The organism is Rhizobium leguminosarum (assembly GCF_001679785.1).
Lineage (GTDB): Bacteria > Pseudomonadota > Alphaproteobacteria > Rhizobiales > Rhizobiaceae > Rhizobium > Rhizobium leguminosarum_R.
The window spans coordinates 842419-864797 of record NZ_CP016287.1 but is presented as its reverse complement, the minus strand read 5'-3'; the positions used below and the strand labels follow the sequence as shown (position 1 = coordinate 864797).

Annotated in this window: 16 protein-coding genes; 8 read left to right on the top strand and 8 right to left on the bottom strand. The window is 61.3% G+C overall.

Annotation, left to right across the window (positions count from 1 at the left end):
• Positions 1 to 6: 6 nt before the first annotated feature.
• Positions 7 to 1326, bottom strand: a complete 1320-nt coding sequence (locus BA011_RS28465) for an ABC transporter substrate-binding protein (protein WP_065283283.1) — start codon at positions 1324 to 1326, stop codon at positions 7 to 9.
• A gap of 68 nt (positions 1327 to 1394) precedes the next feature.
• A complete protein-coding gene (locus BA011_RS28460; protein WP_065283282.1) occupies positions 1395 to 2858 on the bottom strand; it encodes an aldehyde dehydrogenase in 1464 nt (487 codons plus the stop codon).
• Between the two features lie 240 nt (positions 2859 to 3098).
• Between BA011_RS28460 and BA011_RS28455 the strand changes: the two genes are divergently transcribed.
• A complete protein-coding gene (locus BA011_RS28455) occupies positions 3099 to 3998 on the top strand; it encodes a helix-turn-helix transcriptional regulator (RefSeq protein WP_065283281.1) in 900 nt (299 codons plus the stop codon).
• Between the two features lie 678 nt (positions 3999 to 4676).
• Here BA011_RS28455 and BA011_RS28445 read toward each other — a convergent pair.
• The 5 genes from BA011_RS28445 to BA011_RS28425 form a co-directional block, all read right to left on the bottom strand.
• Positions 4677 to 6104 carry a TRAP transporter large permease gene (locus tag BA011_RS28445; RefSeq protein ID WP_027668437.1) on the bottom strand — a complete coding sequence of 476 codons (1428 nt, stop codon included), beginning with the start codon at positions 6102 to 6104 and terminating at the stop codon, positions 4677 to 4679.
• Positions 6101 to 6748, bottom strand: coding sequence for a TRAP transporter small permease subunit (locus tag BA011_RS28440; RefSeq protein ID WP_065283280.1), 648 nt, complete (start codon positions 6746 to 6748; stop codon positions 6101 to 6103). The genes BA011_RS28445 and BA011_RS28440 overlap by 4 nt, the downstream gene beginning before the upstream one ends.
• A gap of 59 nt (positions 6749 to 6807) precedes the next feature.
• Complete coding sequence (locus BA011_RS28435) at positions 6808 to 7938, bottom strand: TRAP transporter substrate-binding protein (RefSeq protein WP_065283279.1); 1131 nt, start codon at positions 7936 to 7938, stop codon at positions 6808 to 6810.
• Between the two features lie 439 nt (positions 7939 to 8377).
• Positions 8378 to 9784, bottom strand: coding sequence for an adenylate/guanylate cyclase domain-containing protein (locus tag BA011_RS28430; protein ID WP_065283278.1), 1407 nt, complete (start codon positions 9782 to 9784; stop codon positions 8378 to 8380).
• Between the two features lie 123 nt (positions 9785 to 9907).
• The gene (locus BA011_RS28425) at positions 9908 to 10393 is read right to left on the bottom strand and encodes a MarR family winged helix-turn-helix transcriptional regulator (RefSeq protein WP_065283277.1); all 486 of its coding nucleotides are present in this window, start codon (positions 10391 to 10393) and stop codon (positions 9908 to 9910) included.
• A gap of 202 nt (positions 10394 to 10595) precedes the next feature.
• On the opposite strand from BA011_RS28425, the gene BA011_RS28420 reads away from it, so the two are divergent.
• The 7 genes from BA011_RS28420 (at position 10596) to BA011_RS28390 (ending at position 20679) form a co-directional block, all read left to right on the top strand.
• On the top strand, positions 10596 to 12182 hold the full coding sequence (locus tag BA011_RS28420; RefSeq protein ID WP_065283276.1) for an AMP-binding protein: 1587 nt from the start codon (positions 10596 to 10598) through the stop codon (positions 12180 to 12182).
• 41 nt (positions 12183 to 12223) lie between these two features.
• Positions 12224 to 13048, top strand: a complete 825-nt coding sequence (locus tag BA011_RS28415; protein WP_065283275.1) for a p-hydroxycinnamoyl CoA hydratase/lyase — start codon at positions 12224 to 12226, stop codon at positions 13046 to 13048.
• A 54-nt stretch (positions 13049 to 13102) separates the two neighbouring features.
• Positions 13103 to 14209 carry an NAD(P)-dependent alcohol dehydrogenase gene (locus BA011_RS28410; protein WP_065283274.1) on the top strand — a complete coding sequence of 369 codons (1107 nt, stop codon included), beginning with the start codon at positions 13103 to 13105 and terminating at the stop codon, positions 14207 to 14209.
• A gap of 21 nt (positions 14210 to 14230) precedes the next feature.
• Positions 14231 to 15670, top strand: coding sequence for a coniferyl aldehyde dehydrogenase (locus tag BA011_RS28405; protein WP_065283273.1), 1440 nt, complete (start codon positions 14231 to 14233; stop codon positions 15668 to 15670).
• A 428-nt stretch (positions 15671 to 16098) separates the two neighbouring features.
• Positions 16099 to 18027, top strand: a complete 1929-nt coding sequence (locus BA011_RS28400) for a diguanylate cyclase (RefSeq protein ID WP_065283272.1) — start codon at positions 16099 to 16101, stop codon at positions 18025 to 18027.
• Between the two features lie 76 nt (positions 18028 to 18103).
• Positions 18104 to 20398: an FdhF/YdeP family oxidoreductase gene (locus tag BA011_RS28395; protein WP_065283271.1), complete on the top strand. Its 2295-nt coding sequence runs from the start codon at positions 18104 to 18106 to the stop codon at positions 20396 to 20398.
• Positions 20395 to 20679: a hypothetical protein gene (locus BA011_RS28390; RefSeq protein WP_065283270.1), complete on the top strand. Its 285-nt coding sequence runs from the start codon at positions 20395 to 20397 to the stop codon at positions 20677 to 20679. The genes BA011_RS28395 and BA011_RS28390 overlap by 4 nt, the downstream gene beginning before the upstream one ends.
• 26 nt (positions 20680 to 20705) lie before the next feature.
• Here BA011_RS28390 and BA011_RS28385 read toward each other — a convergent pair whose 3' ends face one another.
• On the bottom strand, positions 20706 to 21707 hold the full coding sequence (locus BA011_RS28385; protein WP_065283269.1) for an AraC family transcriptional regulator: 1002 nt from the start codon (positions 21705 to 21707) through the stop codon (positions 20706 to 20708).
• Between the last annotated feature and the right edge of the window lie 672 nt (positions 21708 to 22379).

Here is a 22379-nt window from a genome sequence, read left to right as displayed (position 1 = left end):
TGTGCGTTACCCGTTATAGGCGGTGAGCTTGGCGCCGACCGGGACATTGGGGTCGGTGGCGTTTTCGGTGACGACGTAGTCGAGCGCGAATTTCGAGCCCTCCGGCGCTTTCACCCATTGCGTGCCGATGATCGGTCCGGGAGAGACGTTGGCGACGGGGCCGCTGGTAAAGTCGACCTTGCCGGCGATCGTTGTGGTCTTCAGCGTGCTGATCGCCTTGGCGACAGCCTCCTTGCTCTTGACGTCGGTGCTGGCCTTCAGCGCATCGAAGCCGGCGTCGAGGAGCGCAAGGCTGGCGCCGAGCTGCTGCGTCCACTGCTTGCCGCTTGCCGTCTCATAGCCGTCGGCGAGTTCGGCTCCCGATACGCCGGTCAGCGTGGATTTGTAGGGGAAGGCCTTGTGCCAGTAGGCGGCGCTGCCGATGTTCAGGCCAAGGTCGCCGAGCGCCTCGATGTCGGAGGGAAACAGGCCCGTCTTGGCGATCTGGCAGATCTTGATCTGCTGGGTAAGGCCCTGCTGTGCGGCCTGACGCCAGAAGGCGGCGAAGTCAGGCGGTATCGGGAACGAATTGAAGATCTCCACGCCCTCCTGCCTGAAGAGAGCGATCTGCGCGGTAAAGTCGGTGGTTCCGGTTTCATAGGCTCCGGGATCGACGATGGTGAAGTCGGCCTTGGAAAGTGCCGGCGCCAGATGGGTGCGGATCGCATTGCCATCGGCGTCGTTGGGATACATGACGCCGACCTTCTTGTTGGTCTCGAGCAGGTTCCACTGCGAAACATAGGCCTTGTGGAACTCTTCGACGCCGAAGCCGAAATGATAGGTCCACTTGAACGGCGAGGGCGCGCCCGGTTTGGCGCCGCGGCCGAAATACCAGGCTTCCCAGGGCATGACCGTCGAGAGGCAGGGAATGCCGGCCGCTTCGCAGGCGTCGGCCACCGGGTTGATGGTTTCGGGCGTCGAGACGGCGAGCATCAGGTCGACCGCCTGGTTGTTGATCAGGTCCTTCGCCAACTGGCCGGCGCGCGAGGGATCGGACTGGGTGTCCTGGTCGAGAATGTCCACCTTCCAGGTCTTGCCGCCCGCCTGCAGGCCGTTCGCCAGCGCCTTGCGCGCCAGTTCCAGCACATAGCCGTCCGTTTCGCCGAAGCCGCCGAGCGGGCCGGTACGCGGGCTGATGAAGCCGACCTTCAGCGTGTCGCTGCTTTGACCAAAGGCCGTGCGGCCGGAAAGCGCTAGCGCAGCGCCACCCGCCACGGTCGATGCGATGAAAGAGCGGCGGCTCAGCGATGCCGCGTTGAATTTTCCGTTGCGGAAAATGCCGTTCATGAAATCATTCCTCCCTCTTGATCGGGCCTCCCAGCCCGTTCCCAGTGTTCACTTCGGCCGATCTCAATTCAGATCGGGTAGTGCCGTTTTCCCGAGGCCATGGTGATCCATCTGAGCTCGGTGAATTCATCGATCGCGGCCTTGCCGCCGAAGCGGCCGTAGCCGCTTGATTTGACGCCACCGAACGGCATTTGCGGCTCGTCGGAAACTGTGGATTCATTGATGTGGCAGATGCCGGATTCGAGCCGCATGGCGACGGCAAGTGCTGCATTGACGTCGGCGCTGAAAACGGCGGCCGAAAGCCCGTATTCGTTGTCGTTGGCAACCGTGACGGCCTCGTCGACGCTGCCGACCCGGATGATCGCCGCGACCGGCCCAAAGCTCTCTTCGCGGTAGATGCGCATGGCGGGCGTTACGTGATCGATGACGGTCGCGTCCATCAGCGTGCCGTTGGCCTGGCCGCCGCAGACGAGCACTGCGCCCTTCTGCAGGGCATCATCGACGAGCGACCGGACGCGGCGGACGGCCTCGGCGTTGATCAGCGTGCCGAGCGGCGTGTTGCCGTCCCTGGGATTGCCGGCAACGAGGGTTGCGGCCTTCGTCTGGAACTTGCCGACGAAGCCGTCGGCGATCTCGTCCATCAGGATGATCCGTTCGGTCGACATGCAGATCTGGCCTTGGTTCATGAAGGCGCCGAAGGCGGCAGCGCGCACGGCCTCGTCGATATCGGCGTCGGCAAGGATGATGAACGGCGCCTTGCCGCCGAGTTCGAGCAGGCAGCGCTTGAGATGCCTTGCCGCGGATTCGGCAATGATCCTGCCGACACGGGTGGAGCCGGTGAAGTTGATGCGGCGCACCGCGGGATGGGCGATCAGCGCATCGACGACAGCGGCGGCATCGCTCGGTGCATTGGAAACGACATTGACGACGCCGCGCGGAAAGCCGGCGTCACGCATGATGTCGCCGATCAGGCCATGGGTCTTCGGGCAGAGTTCGGAAGCCTTCAGGACGACGGTGTTGCCGCAGGCAAGCGGCATGGCGACGGCGCGGGTGCCGAGGATAACAGGCGCATTCCAGGGGGCAATGCCAACGCAGACGCCTGCCGGCTGGCGGACCGCCATGGCGAGGCTTCCCGGAATGCTGGAAGGAATGATCTCGCCTGATATTTGCGTGGTCATCGCCGCCGCCTCGCGAAGAATATCCGCGCCGAGCCCGCAATTGATCGCCGCCCATTGCGCGGTGGCGCCGGTTTCACCGGTCATGGCGGCAACGAGTTCGGGGGTGCGGGCCTCCAGGATGTCGGCTGCGGCATTCAGGAGCCTGCGCCGTTCGCCCGGGCCGGTCTGCGACCATTCTGGAAAGGCGGCTGCTGCCGCATTGGCTGCCCTTGTCATGTCGGCAACGGATCCTGCCGAAGCGATCGTTGCGACGTCGCCGGTCAACGGATCGATGCGTTCGAAGGTGGCCCCTTCGGAAGCGTCCATCGCCTCGTTGTTGATCATCAGCTGTGCCGAAAACACCGTTCCACCCATTCCCCACGCGTTGGTTCCACGTGATGACGCTTGCATTGTTGCCATGGGAGAAAACGAGCGGGCGCGGCGCGCCACGAGAGCTGCCTGACCGTTCCTGCATCTGTTGAAGTGCCTCCTCCCAAAGGCTGATGGAGAAAAGGTTACGCCGATCTGGCGCGGATGGAATGCGATTTATTGGGTTAATATTGTATTTATCCGGTGATATCAGCATTGTTTGACCTGGCGGATGGAGGGGAAGCGTTGGCAACGGACGGGGGGATTCATCACTATGCCAGGGGCGAGTGGCACGGGCCGTCGCTGTCGCACCGGCGTATCCGTTTTCAAAAAGGACTTTATGCCGATTTCCACCATTTCCTGCTGCTCGGGGAGGGGAGTGGGGAGCTTCATTTCGACAATGGCGAACATCGGCCGCTGCACGGACCGCTGCTTGCCTTCCTGCCGCCGCAGGCGCGATGCGACCTGTCAATAGCAGCCGGAACCGCGGCTCATCTGGTCGGGGCTTCGCCGCAGATCATGGTCGATGCGATCGGCGACAAGGTGGAATCCTATTCGCTGCGCATCTTCACCGAACAGCGCAAGCTGGTCGAGGCATTGGATCCCTTGACGGTCACTGAAATCAGCCCGCTGATCTCGGGCTTCGTGCGGGAACTGGGCGATCCCTCCCGCTCCTCCTGGATGGTCGCATCCGCCTATATCAGGCTCATTCTGATGGCGCTTTGGCGCGGTTCCGATGGCGAGAGAGGCGAGCAGCGTGGGCAGGGCGAAACCGGATCGATCCTGCAGAGATACCGCCAACTCGTCGAGGCCGGTTTCCGCCAGCACCGGCCGATCAGCGATTATGCCGCAGAACTGGGCGTCACGGCCGACCGGCTGCATTCCACCTGCCAAAGGGCGCTCGGCCGCTCGCCGATCCAGCTTCTGCACGAGCGCGTGGTGCAGGAGGCAAAGCTCAGATTGGAGCGCTCGGCCCGCAATATCCAGGAAATCTCCGACAGTCTCGGCTTTCGCGACCCAACCTATTTCAGCCATTTCTTCAAGCGCAAGACCGGCCTTTCACCCGCCGGCTACCGCCAGATCGCCCGCGCTTCGGCCGGCTCGGAAAACAGTATGCTGTCCTCGGGTTATGCGGATTGGCCTTAGGTTCAGGGCATTGGTCAAAGCAATGGCTTGCCAATCTTGGGTCACACAATCATGCTGCCGGAATCGCAAGGCGCGTAGGACTGCCATGCGCCAGGAGCAGTCGTTGCCTCGGCTTGAAGGAATGACCGATTTGGGGCCGACGGCGGACCGTCCGCTGCGAGGACACCTAGCACGAAAGCGGACATGCGGGGCCTCGGTGCGAACGTCCGGGATCGGCCCGGAGCAGTCGTAGACCACGAGTATGACGTACGGCTCGATTTGGCGCTCATCGCGGACGTCGCGCACCGACGCCTTCTCGACGCGAGTTAACCGGAAGTTCGCGTAACGACGGTGCCTCTCGCTTTCACAGGGAGGGGCCATGGGTGATCAATTTCCAAGCCAACAGCCCGTAGGTCGATGGACGAACGGGCTTTTTGCAGCGGATTGCCGTCACGAAAGGGCGGCGGTTGAACGATTGCAGTCTATCCAGACGATTTCGACGGGCGTCGCCGAAAGAGCTGATCCCAGATGTCGTACCCCGCAGGGACAATCCCGATCAGCAGTGCAGCGGCCAAATCGAACCGTGGTACAAACGCCAGGATGACCGCGCAGAACGCGACAAGCGTCACGAATGCAAATATTGCAAAAAACCGGCTTCTGTTCATCGGTCTATCCTTTCGGAATTGGCCAGACACTGCGTCATCTCTGTACTCCATAGAGTAGATTCGGCAGCATGTAGACGATGCTCGGGAACAGATAGATGACCACCATGCAGAGAATGACGATCAACATATACGGCATCATGCCGCGGAAGATGTCGGTCAGTTTGACATGCGGAGGCGAGACGCCCTTCAAGTAGTATGCCGACATCGCCATGGGTGGTGATAGGAAGGCCGTCTGCAGGTTGATTGCCACGAGGATACCGAAGAACAGCGGATCGATCCCGAAATGCGGCAGCAGCGGAATGAAGATCGGGATGAAGATGACGATGATTTCAGTCCATTCCAGAGGCCAGCCGAGAATGAAGATGATGATCTGGGCCAGGATCAGGAACATCAGCGGCGACATGTCCAGGCCGGTCACGAAGTCACTGATGAACTGTTGGCCGCCGAGATAGGCGAATACCGATGCGAAGGTCGCCGAACCGACGAACAACCAGCAGACCATCGCGGTCGTTCGCGCCGTCAGATACACCGACTCCTTCAGTCGCTGCCAAGTCAGCGCCCGATAGGCCGCAGCAAGCGCCAGTCCCCCCAATGCGCCGATTGCGGCGGCTTCCGACGGCGTTGCCAGGCCAAAGAGAATGGCACCCAGCACCGCAAGAATCAGAAAGGCGAGCGGCGCGAAGGATGTAAGCATCATCCAGGCGAGTTGGACCGGCGTGTGCTCGCCCACATCTTCTTTCGTTGGCCGCGGCGCCAGTTGCGGCTGCAGGATTGCTCGCACCACGACATAAATGAGATAAAACCCGGCCAGGGCGAGGCCGGGCAGGAGCGCCGCCGCATACATTCGGACAACCGAGATCCCGGAGGTGGCCGCATAGACGATCAGCAGGATGGAAGGCGGGATCAGGATCCCGAGCGTGCCGCCCGCGCAGATCACGCCCGTCGCGTAGCGCACGTCATACTTTGCCTTCAGCATCGCTGGTAGGGCGAGCAGTCCCATCAACGTCACCACGGCCCCGACGATGCCGGTTGCCGTGGCAAAGAGTGTGCAGGTGACCAGGGCGGCGACCGCCATCGAGCCGGGCACCCGGCGCGTGACGCTGAATAGCGTCGAGAACAGCCGATCGACGATGTTGGCTCGCTCGACGATGTAGCCCATGAACAGGAACAGCGGGATAGCCGTCAGCACGTCGTTCTGGATGACCGAGTAGGTCTGGTTGACGAACAGATCGAAGATCCGGTTGTTGAAGAAACCGCCGATCCAGGTCTGCGCCAGTGTAGCGGCATCGCCGCCGGATTCGAGCGCGCGGTCATAGCCGCGCCACATGCGGCCGGCATCGAAATAGGCATAGTATCCGAAGCCGACACCCAGAGCCATCAAGGTGAACGCCACCGGGAAGCCGAGGAAGATGGTGAGGATCAGGATGAGGAGCATCCCGACGGCGATATGCGCATCCGTCATTGAGCGTCCCGATCCCGTGGTTCACGTCCAGCGTCAAGTTCCCGCGACGGAAGGAAACCCTCGTCCTCGGACTTGAGCACGTCCAGGCTTTTTGTTTCCAGTAGTACCTTTTCCAGTTCTTCGACATCTTCGGCCTGCTTCGGCCATTCGCCCGTCCTTATGCAGAGAATGCAGCGGAAGACCTGCGCCACGCCCTGCAGGAACAGGAGAATGCCGGCGGCGACGATCACGGCCTTGAACTGGAAGATCGGCACACCGGCGGGACTGTTGGAACTGACCTCCAGATAGCCCCAACTGCGTGCGGCATATTTCCAGCCCGAGATCACAAGCGCGGTAATACCGGGAAAGAAAAAGATGAAGTACAACACCAGTTCCAGCCTGGCCTGGGTGCGCGGTTTCCAGAGCCGGTAGATGAAGTCGCCGCGCACATGGCCATCACGCGAGAGGGTATACGCTCCCGCCATCATGAAGATCGTTCCATAGAGCATGTAGCTCAGATCGAAGGCCCAGGGGGTCGGCGCGCGAAAGAGGTAGCGTGCAACAACCTCATAGCCGACGCCGAAGGCCATGATGAGTATCCCCCACGCGAACACCTTGCCGAACCACGCCGACAATTCGTCGGCGAATGCAATGTAACGGAGCATGCAAGCGCCTCCCTAATCTCGAAGAGGGACGAGGCCCGGAAATACCGGGCCTTCACCATCTATTTTCCGAGCTTCAATTTTCCGGGGAAATAGTGCTCATAGGCGAGTGCGAGATCGGCGGAGTTCATCAATTCGTAGTACACGACCCTCTCCACCCACTGCCGCTGACTGTCGAGCACCTTCTTCATGAACGCATCCGCTTCAAGCGTGGGGATGATCTCATCCCAGGCCTTGAGTTGCGCATCCAGAATTTCCTTTGGAGTGCGGTGCACGGTCACGCCATGTTCGGCCTGGAGTTTTTGAAGGTCGCTTGAATAGTTGTCCATCGCGGACGCTGTTATCGCCGTGCTTGCTGCCTCCACGCCATATTCCAGGATCGCCTGCAGATCGTCGGGAAGGTCGTCAAACACATCCTTGTTGAAGAGGAACTCGAAAGATTCGCTCGCTTGATGGTAGGACGACAGCATGTAGTTCTTGGCGACATCCTGCGAACCAAACCGTATGTCAGAGGAGGGATTGTTGAACTCGAAGGCGTCGATCACACCTCGCTCCATTGCCGGCACGATCTCGCCGCCCGGAAGTTGAGCGACGCTCATGCCCATATTCTGCATGAGATCGGCGGCGAGCCCGACCGTACGATATTTGAGGCCGTTGACGTCGTTCACGGTCGCGACCGGGTTCTTGAACCAGCCGAACGGCTGCGCGGGCATCGGGAAGCCATAGAAGCCGTAAAGGTTCAGCCCCATGATGTCCTGGGTGAGTTCTCGGTAGAGATCCTTGCCGCCACCTTGATGGAACCATCCGAGCATGGTGGTTGCGCTGCCGCCAAATACCGGCCCGGTACCGAAGAGGGAAGCTGCCTTGTGCTTTCCGTACCAATAGACCGGAACGGTGTGGGCTGCGTCGATCACGCCATCGTTGACGCCGTCGAGCACCTGAAACGCGCCGACGACCGTACCGGCAGGCATTAGTTCGAACTTCAGGCGTCCGCCGGACATTCGTTCGACCCGTTCGACGTACAGGCGGGCAAAATCCATCCAGATGTCCGACGCGGGCCAGGATGTTTGCATTTTAATGACGGTGGGTGCCTGGGCCAGCACCGCCGGGGCGGCAAGAGCCCCAACTGCGGTTACTCCAACGAGCGTAGATGCTCCCAGCAACTCTCGACGCGATACTGCCTTTTTGTTCATTGTTCTTCCTCCCTGGATTGTAGTCGAATTCTCCCTGCATTTCCTGATAGTCTGCTAAGTTGAAGAGGAGGGCTCCCAACCTTTTCGCGATCAGTATCAACAACTGATTGTTCTCATTTGTCTATTATGCACACTTTTTGCAATTCTGACAGACGTTCAAGTGTTGTTGATCACAGCTTGGGGCTGTGGTCCAACGACCAAGGCACAGTACCGCTACTCCGCGTTGTCCGGACTACCTCAGCCTAGAAAGAAAAAGCTGCTCGCCCGTCGACGATGAACTGGAGCCATGTGCTGAACTGGAACCATGTGCTCGTTCTTGATCGCCTTCGTCCCAAGTCGATTAAGCCGACGAGAGCCGACGTCCACACATGGCGCACAGATGTCGTCTCGTCAAACCAATGCTATGGCCGCTTTCGGGGAGCGGCAACGAAGACCAGGCTCACGACAGCGCGAAGATCTTTACCTCTCTCCCGATGCCCTGAAGCTCCGCCATCCGGGAGGCCGATGTGATGCCGCTGTCGCGGAGGATCTCTGAAACCTGGACATCCCCGACGATCGCCTCTGTCGTCATGATCACATTGGGATCGGCGAGCCCCTGGACGCGGGAGGCGATATTGACGGTTTGGCCGAAGTAGTCTTGCCGGTCGTTCAGGTTGACTGCGAGGCATGGCCCCTCATGGATGCCGATCTTCAGCAGAAGATCGTCGCTGCCGTGTTCGGCATTCAACCGAAGCATCGCCTCCCGCATCTTGAGTGCCGCCGCTACCGCGCGATCCGGGCTCGGGAAGGTCGCCATCACGGCATCGCCTATGGTCTTGACGACTGCTCCGGCCTCTGTGGCGACGATCTCGTGAAGAACCCGGAAATGCGCGCGCACCAGATCGAAAGCGGCAAGATCTCCGACGCGCTCGTAAAGCGCGGTCGAGCCCCTCAAATCGGTGAAGAGGAAGGTCAGGCTGGTGATCTTGAGGCGCTGGTCGACGTCGAGTGTGTCGGTCCGATAGATGTCGCGAAAACTCTGGTTCGTCAGCAGGCGCTTGGCTGTCAGAAAAGGCCGCCTGCGGCCCAAGAGGTCGTGCAGGTCATCGCCAGCGATGCAGACGTTCGGCACCACTCTGCGATCGGTGTGGTTCTCAAGCGTGAGCCGCAGTAAGCCCGGACGAAGGGTCAGCGTTTCGTTCAGCGCATGCGTCCGACTGATAATCATCGAGAGGGTTTGACGTTCGTCGGTGGGCTCACCCTGCACGTCGATGAACTGCGCCGAGTGGGTGACCGCATCGAAGATGATGACGAACTGCGCCGGCAGTTGCAGCGAGACGAAAGCCTTCTCGCCCGGAGCCAGCTCGATCATCTCCAGCTGGATGCGCGAAAACCTTGCTTCGAGATCGTCAGGCAGGTCGACCCCGGAGCTGAAGAAGATCTGGCGGTAGTACTCGAGCGGCGGTAACCGATCTGGATCGTGACCGGCAATCCTGCGAACGCGCGGGCTGACCGTAAACGTCACCTCGACCATCTCGTCGAGGGTTGGTTCGTATCCCGCCGCGCAGAGCGCGCAATGATACGTCTCATGCACGACGGTTTTAAGGGTTGCGCCGCTGTCGAGGACGCCGCCGCATCCCGGGCAAAGGACATTCCACGTCATCTCGAATGCGCCTATGCGGGCTGCATGGAGAAACGCGGCGATGGTTTTCTCTTCATCGAGATCAAGCTTATCGGCGAAAGCGAGCGCATTGATGCGATTGAGCTCACGATCCGAGCCATGCGTGACGACGTTTTCGATGCACTCGACCGTCTGCGGGTCAGCCGCCTGTCGCAGGGAGGCAAAAAGTACGTCCACTTCGCTCATGAGACAAGTCTCCGTGTGCAGAACCCACGGCGGACGACGCCAGGATGGGGATCATAACACGGGGGTTACCCAATAGAAATCTAAAGGCTTGGATGCTGCTTGCTTCCCAAGCGAAGGCGGGTTTCAGTTCCCCTTGTATATTCGCTTCAGCGCCGTCAGCAGCGCATCCAGTTCGTCGCGCGAAAACAACTCGATGAAACGCTGCTCGTGCCTATCGATCAGCTCACGCGCCTGGGCGAGCATTGTGCGTCCCGCCTTCGTCAGATGAAGTTCCTGGCGGCGGCGGTCTGCGTTGGAAGGGCGGCGCTCGATGAAGTCGCGGGCTGCCAGCCGGTTGACAAGGGCCATCATCGTCGCCCGGTCGGTGCCGAGCGTATTGGCAAGGTCGATCTGCGATGCGCCCGGATTGCCGGCGACGAGTTCCATCACCGCCAGCTGCTTCTGCGTCAGCGCCAGTTCCTCCACGGTTTCGGCGAAGTCGCGATAGATCGCGACATGGGCCATGCGCAGATGAAATCCCAGCAGGTCACCAAGCCGGCCGACGTCGAGGCCTGGCGTCGCGGGCGCATCTTCGCCCTCGAAATCGTCCTGTGGTGATTTTGTCGCCATCGTTCGTTCTCGCCTCGTCCAGGCGCCATAACCATCAAAATCAGCAGGTTAGTCAATATCCGTTTTGCGGATTTCCCTGTGCCATTCGAGCGATCGGATTTGCTTTAAACAGCCTCTTGCATCCTGCCGGGAAAAGATATTAGTATGTGTTGCATACAAATTTGATGCCTGCCGCGGGGAGCGGCGGGCATGGGAGGACAAAATGGCGCATTCCTTTTCCGGGATGGCTTCGTCGGCGGATTGCGGACTGGTGACGGATGATCCGATCCTTTACCGCGCCCGCGTCGCACCGGACCGTCCGGCTCTGTTCGAGATCGCTACCGGCCGGCAGCTCAGCTATGCCGAACTCGATGCGCGGATCGCCCGCTGCGCCGGCTTGCTGAGCGATGTGCTCGGAGTGCGCCGCGACGGGGCGCGTGTCGCCATGCTGGCGCGCAACTCGATGGATTCGATCGTGCTTGCCTTTGCCTGCCAGCGTGCTGGCGCCATCTACGTGCCGCTCAACTGGCGCCTCAACGCCGCCGAGCTTCGGCCGATCCTTGCCGATTGCGCGCCGGCTCTGCTCGTTCACGACGAGGAGTTCGCGGCAACCGTCGCCAGCCTTGCGGGCGCCGATCCTGAGATGACGGTGATATCGACGGCAGACGGTCCGGCCGGGCTGGCAGCACGGATCGAGACAAGTCTTCCGGTCGCTCCGGTGACCGGCGATGCCGACGCACCTTGCGTCCTCCTCTACACCTCGGGCACGACGGGACAGCCGAAAGGCGTCATCATCACCCGTCGCAACGCCTTTTTCGCCGCCATCAATTTTTCCGTCGTCGGCGAGATCGGGCCGGGATCCGTCGCCCTGTGCGACCTGCCATTCTTCCACACGATCGGGCTGATCGCCGTCGCGCGCACTACGTTGATGCTGGGCGGCACGCTCGTCGTCTCCGACCGCTTCACGCCGGCTCGCACACTCGCAGCCCTTGCCGACCGGCAGCGTGCCATCACTCACTATTTCGCCGTGCCGCAGATCGCGCTCGCCTTGCGCAACGATCCCGCCTATAGCGCCGCGGCGCTCGCCGGCCTGCATGCGCTCTTCGTCGGCGGCGCGCCGCTGACGCAGGCGCTGATCGAAAGCTATCTCGACGACGGCGTTGCGCTGGTCAACGGTTACGGCATGAGCGAGGCCGGAACGGTGTTGCACGTGCCGATCGATCGGCGCGCCGTGCAGGACAATCCCGGCAGCGTCGGTCTTCCGGCACCCTTGCTCGACATTCGCATCGTCGGCGAAGACGTCCGCGAGGTTGATGACGGCGAGATCGGCGAACTCTGGCTGCGCGGGCCGGCCGTGACGCCGGGCTACTGGAACAAGCCTGAGGAAACCGCTGCCGCCTTCACCGACGGCTGGTACCGCACCGGCGATCTCGGCCGACGCGAAGCGAACGGCTTCTATCGCATCGTCGACCGGCTGAAGGACATGTACATCAGCGGCGGCGAGAATGTTTATCCCGCCGAGGTCGAAGCAGTGCTCGCAAGTCATCCCGATATCCTCGACGCCGCGGTCGTCGGAATTGCCGACATCCGATGGGGCGAATGCGGCCTCGCCTATGTCGTGCTGCGCCCGGGTGCCGTGGCGACGGGCGATGAGATCGCCGGCCATTGCGCGGAAAGGCTCGCCGCCTTCAAGCGCCCGGCGCGCATCCTCTTCGTCGAGGCCATTCCCCGTACCGCCTCCGGCAAGGTGCAGAAACATGTCCTGCGCCAATTCCATTCCGATGAAACTTTTCAACGACAGGCCCTGTGAAGCGGCCCCGGCATTCACGCCGAAACCCATGGAGTAATCTCATGACTGATATGCAATCGCCGGTTCTGGTCGAATTCGACAACGGCATCGCCTTCGTGACACTCAACCGCCCGGAAAAGCGCAATGCGATGAATCCGGCCCTGAATGCCCGGATGCTCGAAGTGCTCGACGAGCTCGAGGGCGACGAGCGCTGCGGTGTTCTCGTCCTGCGCGGCGCCGGCGAATCCTGGTCCGCCGGCATGGATCTGAAGGAATATTTCCGTGATAATGACGACAAGCCGCGCAATGCGACGCTGAAGGCGCGGCGGCAGTCCGGCGGCTGGTGGAGCCGGCTGATGTATTTCGAAAAGCCGACGATCGCCATGGTCAACGGCTGGTGCTTCGGCGGCGCTTTCACGCCACTGGTTTCCTGCGATCTCGCCATCGCCGCCGAGGAGGCGAATTTCGGCCTCTCCGAGATCAATTGGGGCATTCTGCCGGGCGGCAACGTCACCCGCGCAGTCGCCGAAGTGATGCGCCATCGCGACGCTCTCTATTACATCATGACCGGTGAACTGTTCGGCGGGCGCAAGGCCGCCGAAATGGGTCTCGTCAACGAAGCCGTGCCGCTGGCGGAGCTGGAAAACCGGGTCCGTAAGATCTGCGCCAGCCTGCTCGAAAAGAACCCGGTGACCCTGAAGGCCGCCAAGGACACCTACAAGCGGGTGCGCGACCTGCCATGGGATCTCGCCGACGATTACATCTACGCCAAGCTGGAACAGATGTTGTTTCTCGACAAGACCAAGGGACGCGACGAGGGGCTGAAGCAATTCCTCGACGACAAGACCTACCAGCCGGGGCTCGGCGCCTACAAGCGCGGCCGCTGAGACGAGCCCGGCTCGCCGGGCCATTCGCGAGCCGATCATCGGGAGGAGGAAGCAATGAAGATCCATGCCGCGGTGGCGCGTGCGCCCCATACGCCGTTTTCGCTGGAAAGGCTCGATCTGGAGGAGCCGCGCGAGGGTGAAATCCTGGTTCGCGTCGTGGCGACAGGGGTTTGCCACACCGATATCGTCATGCGTGACCAGCATCTGCCGGTGCCGCAGCCGGTCGTGCTCGGCCATGAAGGCGCCGGCATCGTCGAGCGTGTCGGGCCGGGCGTTGCCAAGGTCAAGCCCGGCGATCACGTGGTCATGACCTTCAATTCCTGTGGTCATTGCCCGAGCTGCAACGATCACGAGGAGACTTATTGCCACGAATTCTTCCCGCGCAACTTCTTCGGTGCGCGCGCCGATGGTTCGAGCGGGCTCTCATGCGAGGGAGAGCGGGTTCACGGCAATATTTTCGGCCAATCCTCCTTTGCCAGCCACGCGCTGTGCCATGAGCGCAATGTCGTGAAAGTGCCTGAGGATGCGGATCTGGCGCTGCTCGGGCCGCTCGCCTGCGGCATCCAGACCGGCGCCGGCGCGGTCATGAACGCGCTGAAGGTCGAGCCGGGAAAAGTGCTCGCAGTTTTCGGCATGGGCTCCGTTGGTCTTGCCGCCGTGATGGCCGCGCGGATCGTCGGCGCTTCACGGATCATCGCCGTCGACGTCAACGAGACGCGGCTGGCACTTGCGGCGGAACTCGGCGCGACCGACATCGTCAACGGCAAGGCGAGCGACGCGGTTGCCGCCATCATGGCGCTGACCGGCGCCGGCGTCGATTATTCGATCGATGCCTCCGGCGTGCCCGCCGTCATCGACCAGTGCGTGCGGGTGCTGGCGCCGCGCGGCACCTGCGGCATCGTCGGGGCCTCGCCCCATGGCGCGACGTTGACGCTCGACCTCACCCATATCCTGTCCGGCGGGCGCCGGGTCCGCGGCATCGTCGAGGGCGATTCCAATCCCGACGTGCTGATCCCGTTGTTGATCGACCTGCATCGGCAGGGCCGCTTCCCGTTCGACAGGCTCATCACCTTCTATGATTTCGCCGACATCAACCAGGCGGTGGAGGATTCGGAAAAGGGCATCGTGCTGAAACCGGTCGTGCGTCAGCCGGCCGTCTGACACCGTTCAAGGGAGGAAACAATGAACACCGTCACCCCAATCGCCACCGATACCAGCTTCGATGTCATGAAGGCGCTGCTTGACCGGCAAAGGGCGTCTTTCCTGAGGGACGGGCCGCCGGGCATCGACACCCGCATCGATCGTATCGACCGCGTCATCGCCCTTCTCGTCGACCATAAGGATGCGATCGCCGCTGCCCTGTCGGAGGATTTCGGCAGCCGCAGCGTCGAGGCGAGCCTGCTTCTCGACGTCTTTACCTGCGTCGGCTCGCTCAAATATGCAAAGGCCCATCTGGTCGAATGGCTGAAGCCCGAGCAGCACGAGGCATTGTTCCCGGACGCGGTGGCCGAAGTGGTCTATCAGCCGAAGGGAGTTGTCGGAATTCTGAGCCCGTGGAATTTCCCCTATCAGCTCGCCCTGGCGCCGCTTGCCGGTATTCTTGCCGCCGGCAACCGCGCCATGATCAAGCCGTCGGAGGTGACGCCGGCCTCGGCCGCCTTGATGGCGGAGCTCATTGCCGGCGCCTTCGACGAAACGGAAATCGCCGTTGTTCAGGGGGGACCGGCGACAGGCACGGCCTTTACATCACTTGCCTTCGACCATCTGATCTTCACCGGCGGGACCGCAGTCGCCCATCACGTCATGCGCGCGGCGGCGGAAAACCTGACGCCGCTGACGCTTGAGCTCGGCGGCAAGTCGCCCGTCATCATCGGCCGCTCGGCTGACCTCGCAGACGCGGCGCGCCGCGTCATGACCGTCAAGACGCTGAACGCCGGCCAGATCTGCCTGGCGCCGGATCATGTCTATGTGCCCGAGGAAAGCGTCGAGGCCTTTGCCGGGCACGCGGTCGCGGCGGTCGGCGCGATGTATCCGGCGCTGAAGGAAAATCCTGATTACACCTCGATCGTCAATGCCCGCCATCACGCCCGCATCCAGGGCCTGATCGACGATGCCAGGGCCAAGGGCGCGAGGATCGTCGAGATCAACCCGGCGGCAGAGAATTTTTCCCAGCAATCGGCCCACCGAATGCCTCCGACCCTGATCCTCGATCCCACCGAAGACATGCGCGTGCTGCAGGAGGAAATCTTTGGACCCGTGCTGCCGGTCCTTCCCTATCGCGATATCGCCAACGTCATCGATCGTATCAATGCCAGGCCGCGCCCGCTCGCTCTCTATTACTTCAGCCAGGATCAGCAGGAGGAGGCCCGCGTCCTCGACAATACGACCTCCGGCGGGGTGACGGTCAACGACTGCATGAGCCACGTCACGGCGGAAGGCCTGCCCTTCGGTGGTGTCGGCCATTCGGGCATGGGTGCCTATCACGGCAAGTTTGGCTTCCTCGCCTTCTCGCATCCGCGCGCCGTCTATCACCAGAGCAGGATGGTGGAAGCGGAATACATGATGCGGCCGCCCTACGGCGATGCGATGCGTGGTTTTTTGGCGGCGGCGATCTGCAAGTAGTCGAAGAAGTGTTGGACGATGCCGTCGGCAGCCGCGGCTGCCGACGCACGGGATGGCTGCTCGCAACGAATGGCCCGATTGCGCAGGCTTATCCGGATAACGCTATATTGTGTCATCAGGCTCCATGTCCCGACGCAGAGGATGCCGTTGTTAAACATGCCTTATGCATAGGCTGTTAGCCGTTGAACCGCAGGGTATTGCGGACATGATGTCTCCTGCCGTCCTCGGGCATGACCTTTCAATTCCGGTTTCGCGTATTTCTGATGTCGTCAAATCTGGCAGCGGGCCTCTCTGCCCATAGCTCATTGTCGCGGCGGACGCCCGCTTTCCTGTCGTCGCATTGCTGCAGACCGGCCTGGAGACGCAACTGCTGACGAATAAAGCCTGACGGGCCCGCGATTTAACGAAGCTCAAACCACTGTTGCCCTATGATTGGTTCGGTACATGTATTGGAAGGTGGATCCAACGCGGTGAATGGCATCTGGACGCAATTCGGTGGCAACCTGTCATTCGTGTGCCTGGCGATTTCGCTCTGGGCGCATTTCTCGATCCAATTTCAACGTCGTTCGGTCACACAGGAAAAAATCGCCTTCGGAATCATAGCCGGCGGTGCCTCCATCGGATCCATATTGCTGGCCGTCGAATTCAATCCCGGCATTTATATCGACATCCGCTTTTCGCCGCTTGCTTTGGCGGGCATGTTTGGCGGACCGATCGCGGCGGCCTTTGCGGCGTCGCTGGCAATGGTCTTCCGCTTTTGTGTCGGCGGCACGGCAATGATCGACGGTCTGATCGCAATTGCTGTCGCGACCGGTATCGGCCTGGCTGCCAATGTCTGGATCCGGAAGAGATCTCCCGAGCTCATGGACGTTGCGCTGCTGAGCCTCGCGCTCGGCGGCGCGCTTATCGTTTTGATGGCGGTGCTTCCCACCCTGGTGCACGCCCGCGTACTGGCCATCATCGGTCTGCCGATGACAATATTGAACTGCCTGGCGACGGTGCTGTGTGGTTTCGTTCTGTTGAAGACGCAACAATGGGAGCTGGAGCGAAGCATATTGGTGACCGCGTTTTCGCAGTCGCCCGATTATCTCTACGTGAAGGACCGAAACAGCCGGTTCATCACCGTCAATGAGAATATGACCCGCCTTTATCGGTTCAAGACGACGGCGGAGATGACCGGATTGTCGGACTTCAATCTTCTGTCGCGGCCGCTCGCCGAAGAATTTTATTATCTCGAACAGCAGGTCATGGACACCGGGGTGCCTCTGATCGACTCCATCGAGCGCATCGAAGGCAGATACCTGCTCGCCTCCAAGGTGCCGCTGAAGGATAGGCAGGGACGGGTGATCGGCCTTGCCGGCGTCACGCGTGACGTAACGGAGCGGACTGCCCTGGAGCGGGAATTGCGCAAGAGCAAGAACCTGCTGTCACATGCGATGGCCGGCATGTCCGATGGTATCGCCATGTACGACAGCAAGGGTTTCCTCGTTTTTTGCAACGATCAGTATCGCACCGCCTTTCCGCTATCCGGGGACGCCCGCGTGGTTGGCGCGCATATCAGCGACATCCTTCGCCGCGTCGCGGAAACGGGCGAGCGCACCGGTATCCCGGACAATGACCGCGAAGAGTGGATCAAGGCCGCCAGCGCTACGTTGCATAGCAACAAGGACGAAGAGGTTCAGCTTCACAACGGTGACTGGCGCAGCATCCGGACAAGGCTAGCGGAAGACGGCACGGCGATGGCCGTTGTCTCGGACATCACGGCGACGAAGCAGGCGGAAATCGCCCTCAGGCTGTCGGCGGAGCAACTGAGGAATCTCGCCGAGACCGATGGGCTCACCGGCATGGTCAACCGCCGGGCCTTCGACGAAGCTTTCGCGCGCGAGACCGCAGGCAGCGCCAGGAAAAACACGTCGTTCAGCCTTCTGATGGTCGATATCGACCGCTTCAAGGCCTATAACGACACCTATGGTCATCCCGCCGGAGACCAATGCCTGCGTGTCGTCAGCAGGTGTCTGCGCCAGTCCGTAAGCCGGCCGGCAGATATAGTCGCACGCTACGGCGGAGAGGAATTCGTGGTTCTGCTCCCCGCTACCAGTGCGAAAGGGGCGATGATCGTTGCCGAGCAATTCGCGCGTCTCCTAAGCCAGCAAAATATCGTTCATTCCGGCAGCGAATTCGGACGGGTGACGGCCAGCATCGGCATATCCTGCGCGACGGGAGCCACCCTGAGGATCGACCCGAGCCGCCTTCTGACCGAGGCCGATGCCGCGCTCTACGACGCCAAGACGCAAGGCCGCAATCGCATCCTGGCACATTCGCCTGAGGAACGGCAGGGCATGAAGGACGTCGGCTAGATCCTTGATAGGTTTTTCCTATCGAGCCATCGCTCGTGCGCCCTTGATGTTTTCCCCGCTTCGACAATAAGGGCGCATGGACACAAAATTCATTGGTAAAAAATCGGCGGCCGCCGGCGGCTGGGGCGCTTTGAAGAGCTGCGGCAAGCGTTTGCTTCAAAGCGGCATGCCCATTTCAGCGGCGCGGACGATGCTGAAGGCGAACCAGCCGGATGGGTTCGATTGCCCGGGCTGCGCCTGGGGCGACCCGGAGCACGGATCGTCGTTCGAGTTCTGCGAGAACGGCGTGAAGGCCGTCGCCTGGGAGGCAACGGAGAAACGGGCAACGCCCGCCTTCTTCGCGGAAAAGACTGTATCGCAGCTTCGCCAGTTGACGGATTATGAACTGGAACTCAACGGGCGTCTGACCCATCCGATGCGCTACGATGCGGCGAGCGACCGTTACCTGCCGGTCGCATGGGAGGATGCTTTTGCCGAGATCAGCAGCATTCTGAGGGGTCTCGATAGTCCCAACCGGGGGGAATTCTACACGTCGGGCCGGGCGAGCAACGAGGCCGCCTTCCTGTATCAGCTGTTCGTGCGCGTCTACGGCACCAACAATTTTCCCGATTGCTCCAACATGTGCCACGAGGCGAGCGGCATCGCCATGCGTCAGGCGGTCGGTGTGGGCAAGGGTACCGTGCTGCTGGAGGATTTCGAAGAGGCCGACGCGATCTTCGTGATCGGGCAGAACCCGGGCACCAACCATCCGAGGATGCTCGGCGACTTGCGCCGGGCGGCGATCCGCGGCGCGCGCGTCGTCGTCTTCAATCCCATCCGCGAACGCGGCCTGGAGCGCTTCTCCGACCCGCAGAACAAGGTCGAGATGCTGCGCGGCGGTTCGACGGATATCGCCAGCCTTTATCTGCAGCCACAGCTCGGCGGCGACATGGCCGCGGTGCGCGGGATGGCAAAGGCCGTGCTGGCCGCGGAAGACGCAGCGGTCGCCGCCGGCCTGCCCTCCATTCTCGACCACGCATTTCTCGCCGAACACTGCGCGGGTTTTGCAGAATACCGGGCAGCGGTCGAGGCGACGAACTGGGCCGAGATCGAGGACCAGTCGGGACTGAGCCGGCAGGAGATCGAACGGGCTGCCGATGTCTATATCAACGCAGAGCGGGTGATCTGCACCTGGGCGATGGGTGTGACCCAGCATCTGCATTCCGTGGCGACGATCCGCGAGATCGCCAATTTCATGTTCCTGCGCGGCAATATCGGCCGGCCGGGGGCCGGCCTTTGCCCGGTCCGCGGCCATTCTAACGTGCAGGGCGACCGCACCGTCGGCATCAACGAAAAGCCATCGGATGATTTCCTCGATGCGCTGGAGAATCACTTCCGCTTCACCGTTCCCCGCGAACATGGCCACAATGTCCTTGCCGCGATCGGAGCAATGCTCGACGGCTCGGCTGAGGCCTTCATCGGGCTTGGCGGCAATTTCGCCCGCGCCACGCCCGACAGCGCACTCGTTGAAAAGGCGCTGCGGCGGCTGAAGCTGACGGTGCATATCGCGACCAAACCCAATCATTCGCATCTCATGCCCGGCGAGACGGCCTTCATCCTGCCGTGCCTCGGACGCACCGAGATGGATCTGAACGCGGCGGGCAACTCCCAGCTGGTGAGTGTCGAGGATTCGATGAGCATGGTGCATGGTTCTGCCGGCATCAATCGTCCGGCCTCGCCGCATCTCCTCTCGGAAGTCGCCATCATAGCCGGCATTGCACAAGCGACGGTCGGCTCCGCCTTGGTCGACTGGGCAGAGCTTGCCGACGACCACGACCGCATCCGCGATCATATCGAGGCGACCATTCCAGGCTTCGAAAACTACAATAAGCGCCTGCGCAAGCCGCGCGGTTTCCACCTGCGCAACACCGCCGCCCATCGGGAGTGGGATACGCCGGCAGGCAAGGCATCATTTTCTTGCGAAGCGCTTCCGGAGGAGACGGTGCATCAGCGGGCGCGAAAGGGCGAGGGGCGTTTCGCCCTGCAGACGTTCCGCTCGCACGATCAATACAACACGACGGTCTACGGTCTCGATGACCGATACCGCGGCGTTTACGGGGAGCGGCAGGTCATCTTCATTCATCCAGCCGACCTGGAGGCGATGAATGCCGAGGCCGGTGACCGGATCGACGTGGTCGGCGAGCATGATGACGGTATCGAGCGCATCGCTGAGAATTTCCGCTTTGTGCCCTATGACATTCCGCGTGGAAGCATCGCGGGTTACTATCCTGAACTGAACGTGCTCGTGCCGCTCGGCAGCGCAGGTACGGAAAGCGATACGCCCACCTCGAAATCCATCATGGTTTCCTTCCGCCGGCGAAAAGCCGCGTGAGCGAAGAAGGCTCCGACGTCGATCGCTTTCTTGCCCTCGTCGCCGCGGCGCAAGGCAGGGATATCAGGCTGACATCCATACAGGCCGGTCTCCTTGTCGCCGCGGAACTGGGGATTGCGGGTGACAGCCGCGCCTTTGCGCGCAAGCTGGGGATCGCGCATTCTCTCGTGCTCAGGGAACTCAACGTCCTGGCGGAACGCGAAGGGCTGCTGCGGATCGTGAAGCGCGATCTGAGGACAATGCGAGTGCATTACATGTTGCCGCCGCGGGACGAGGTGTAAACACCCTGCACCGCAAGCCACGGCCGCTATCGACGGATCACGCGTTTCCTGGTGTCGGAGGGGTATTCTCCGTACGTGGTCTTATAGACTGCGGAAAACCGGCCGAAATGAAAGAAGCCCCATTTGAGGCAGATGGCCTTCATGGTCTCCTTGCTCTCGGGATCGAGCAGATCCTGGCGCGCGGCGCGCAGACGAAGCGTCAGCAGATAGGCGGCGGGAGAGGTTCCTCTGAACGCGCGAAAACCGGTTTCGAGCGCCCGGCTGGATACGCCGGCCGCTTCGGCCACCTTCGTCATGGTGATCGGTTGATCGATATTGGCGTGCATGAATTCGATCGCTCTGCGGACATGCCGGGGGGCGATCAGGGCGGGGCCATTCTCCAGGAAATGCGACAGCCGGTGCGGCACCAGGCGCACGACCAGATCGGCCAGCGCCTGCGTCATATGCGCCATGGCGATCGGCGACTGCAGCAAGGGGCCATCGTCGCGCATACCCGAGATGATCGTTTCCGTGAGATTGCTGATAAGGCGCCCTTCCGGCTTGGACAGATCCAGTTCGGGCAGCAGGTCGAGGGAGCCGCTGAACGGCATCTCGAACGTCTGGCCGATCGTCTGCAGGATGACAGGCCAGTTGATCAGCAACTCGTCGATCACGTTCGATTGCCCATGCATGATGACGCTGTTAGGTTCGAAATTGTTATAGAGAAGCAATTTTCCTTGCCCGGCCTCGGCGATGCGGGACGATCCATAGGTTACCCCCATGCCGCCGCTGCGCGGCACGACGATCGACAGATACTCCGACGTATCGACGGTCGGCTCGATATTGAACTGGAACTCCGCCTCGTGATAACCCGTAAGCAGGACGGCTTTGTCACAGACGGAGAAATCCAGTCCCCAATGGAAGTCCTGGGCGCGGCCGACGGGCTCGGCATCGAATGCGCCAAAAGCGCCGCCCAGCGTTTCGACCATGTTGTCGAAGGACGAACCACTGAATCGAAATGAAAATGGGGGAGGGCTATTTTCAGTCATGCTGCTCCCATTGTTCGATCTGGCTGTTTCGACATGCCCTTCTTGGCCGCTCTGAGATGCCAGCCTGATGGCGATCCGCGCGGGTGCCGGATTGGTGCACTCTGCCAGTCTTGTCAGTCGTCATGCATCCTCCGCCGCAGGGCTTCACCAGGGCCAGCAGACGGTCTGGATGAGCGGAGTATGCCTGTATATTAGGTGACTATAATTTATAGTGAAGCGGCTTGCCGCCGAGCCGGTGGATTTCCGTGCGGCATCGGCATCGACACCAGCGGCTTTCGGCAGCCGATGCAGTCCGAATTCGGGCGTGGCAGGCGTCAAAAAGACCAACCCGTTGAATGCATTATCGATCGTTCCCATCCAGCGCAGATTGTCGCCCAGACGACAAGAGCTGACAGAACCCGCCGGAATAGGCAAGACGTCACGCTGCCGGTTAGGTGATAACCCGCTGATAAAACGATTACGCTAAAGGAATGATTTTACGCCTGTATCCGCCACGACACAAGTTTAACGGCGGCGATCTTGCCGAGATGCACATCATCTGAAGTCTATGGAGAACGCCCCATTCGAGAGCCGCGCAGTCGCCTGCCGAAGGTTCTTAGTGGACCGCTTAAAGATGGCCTTCGGCAGGCTGACAGGCATGCAGGCATACGCACGGGATGGAGTGCGTATGTA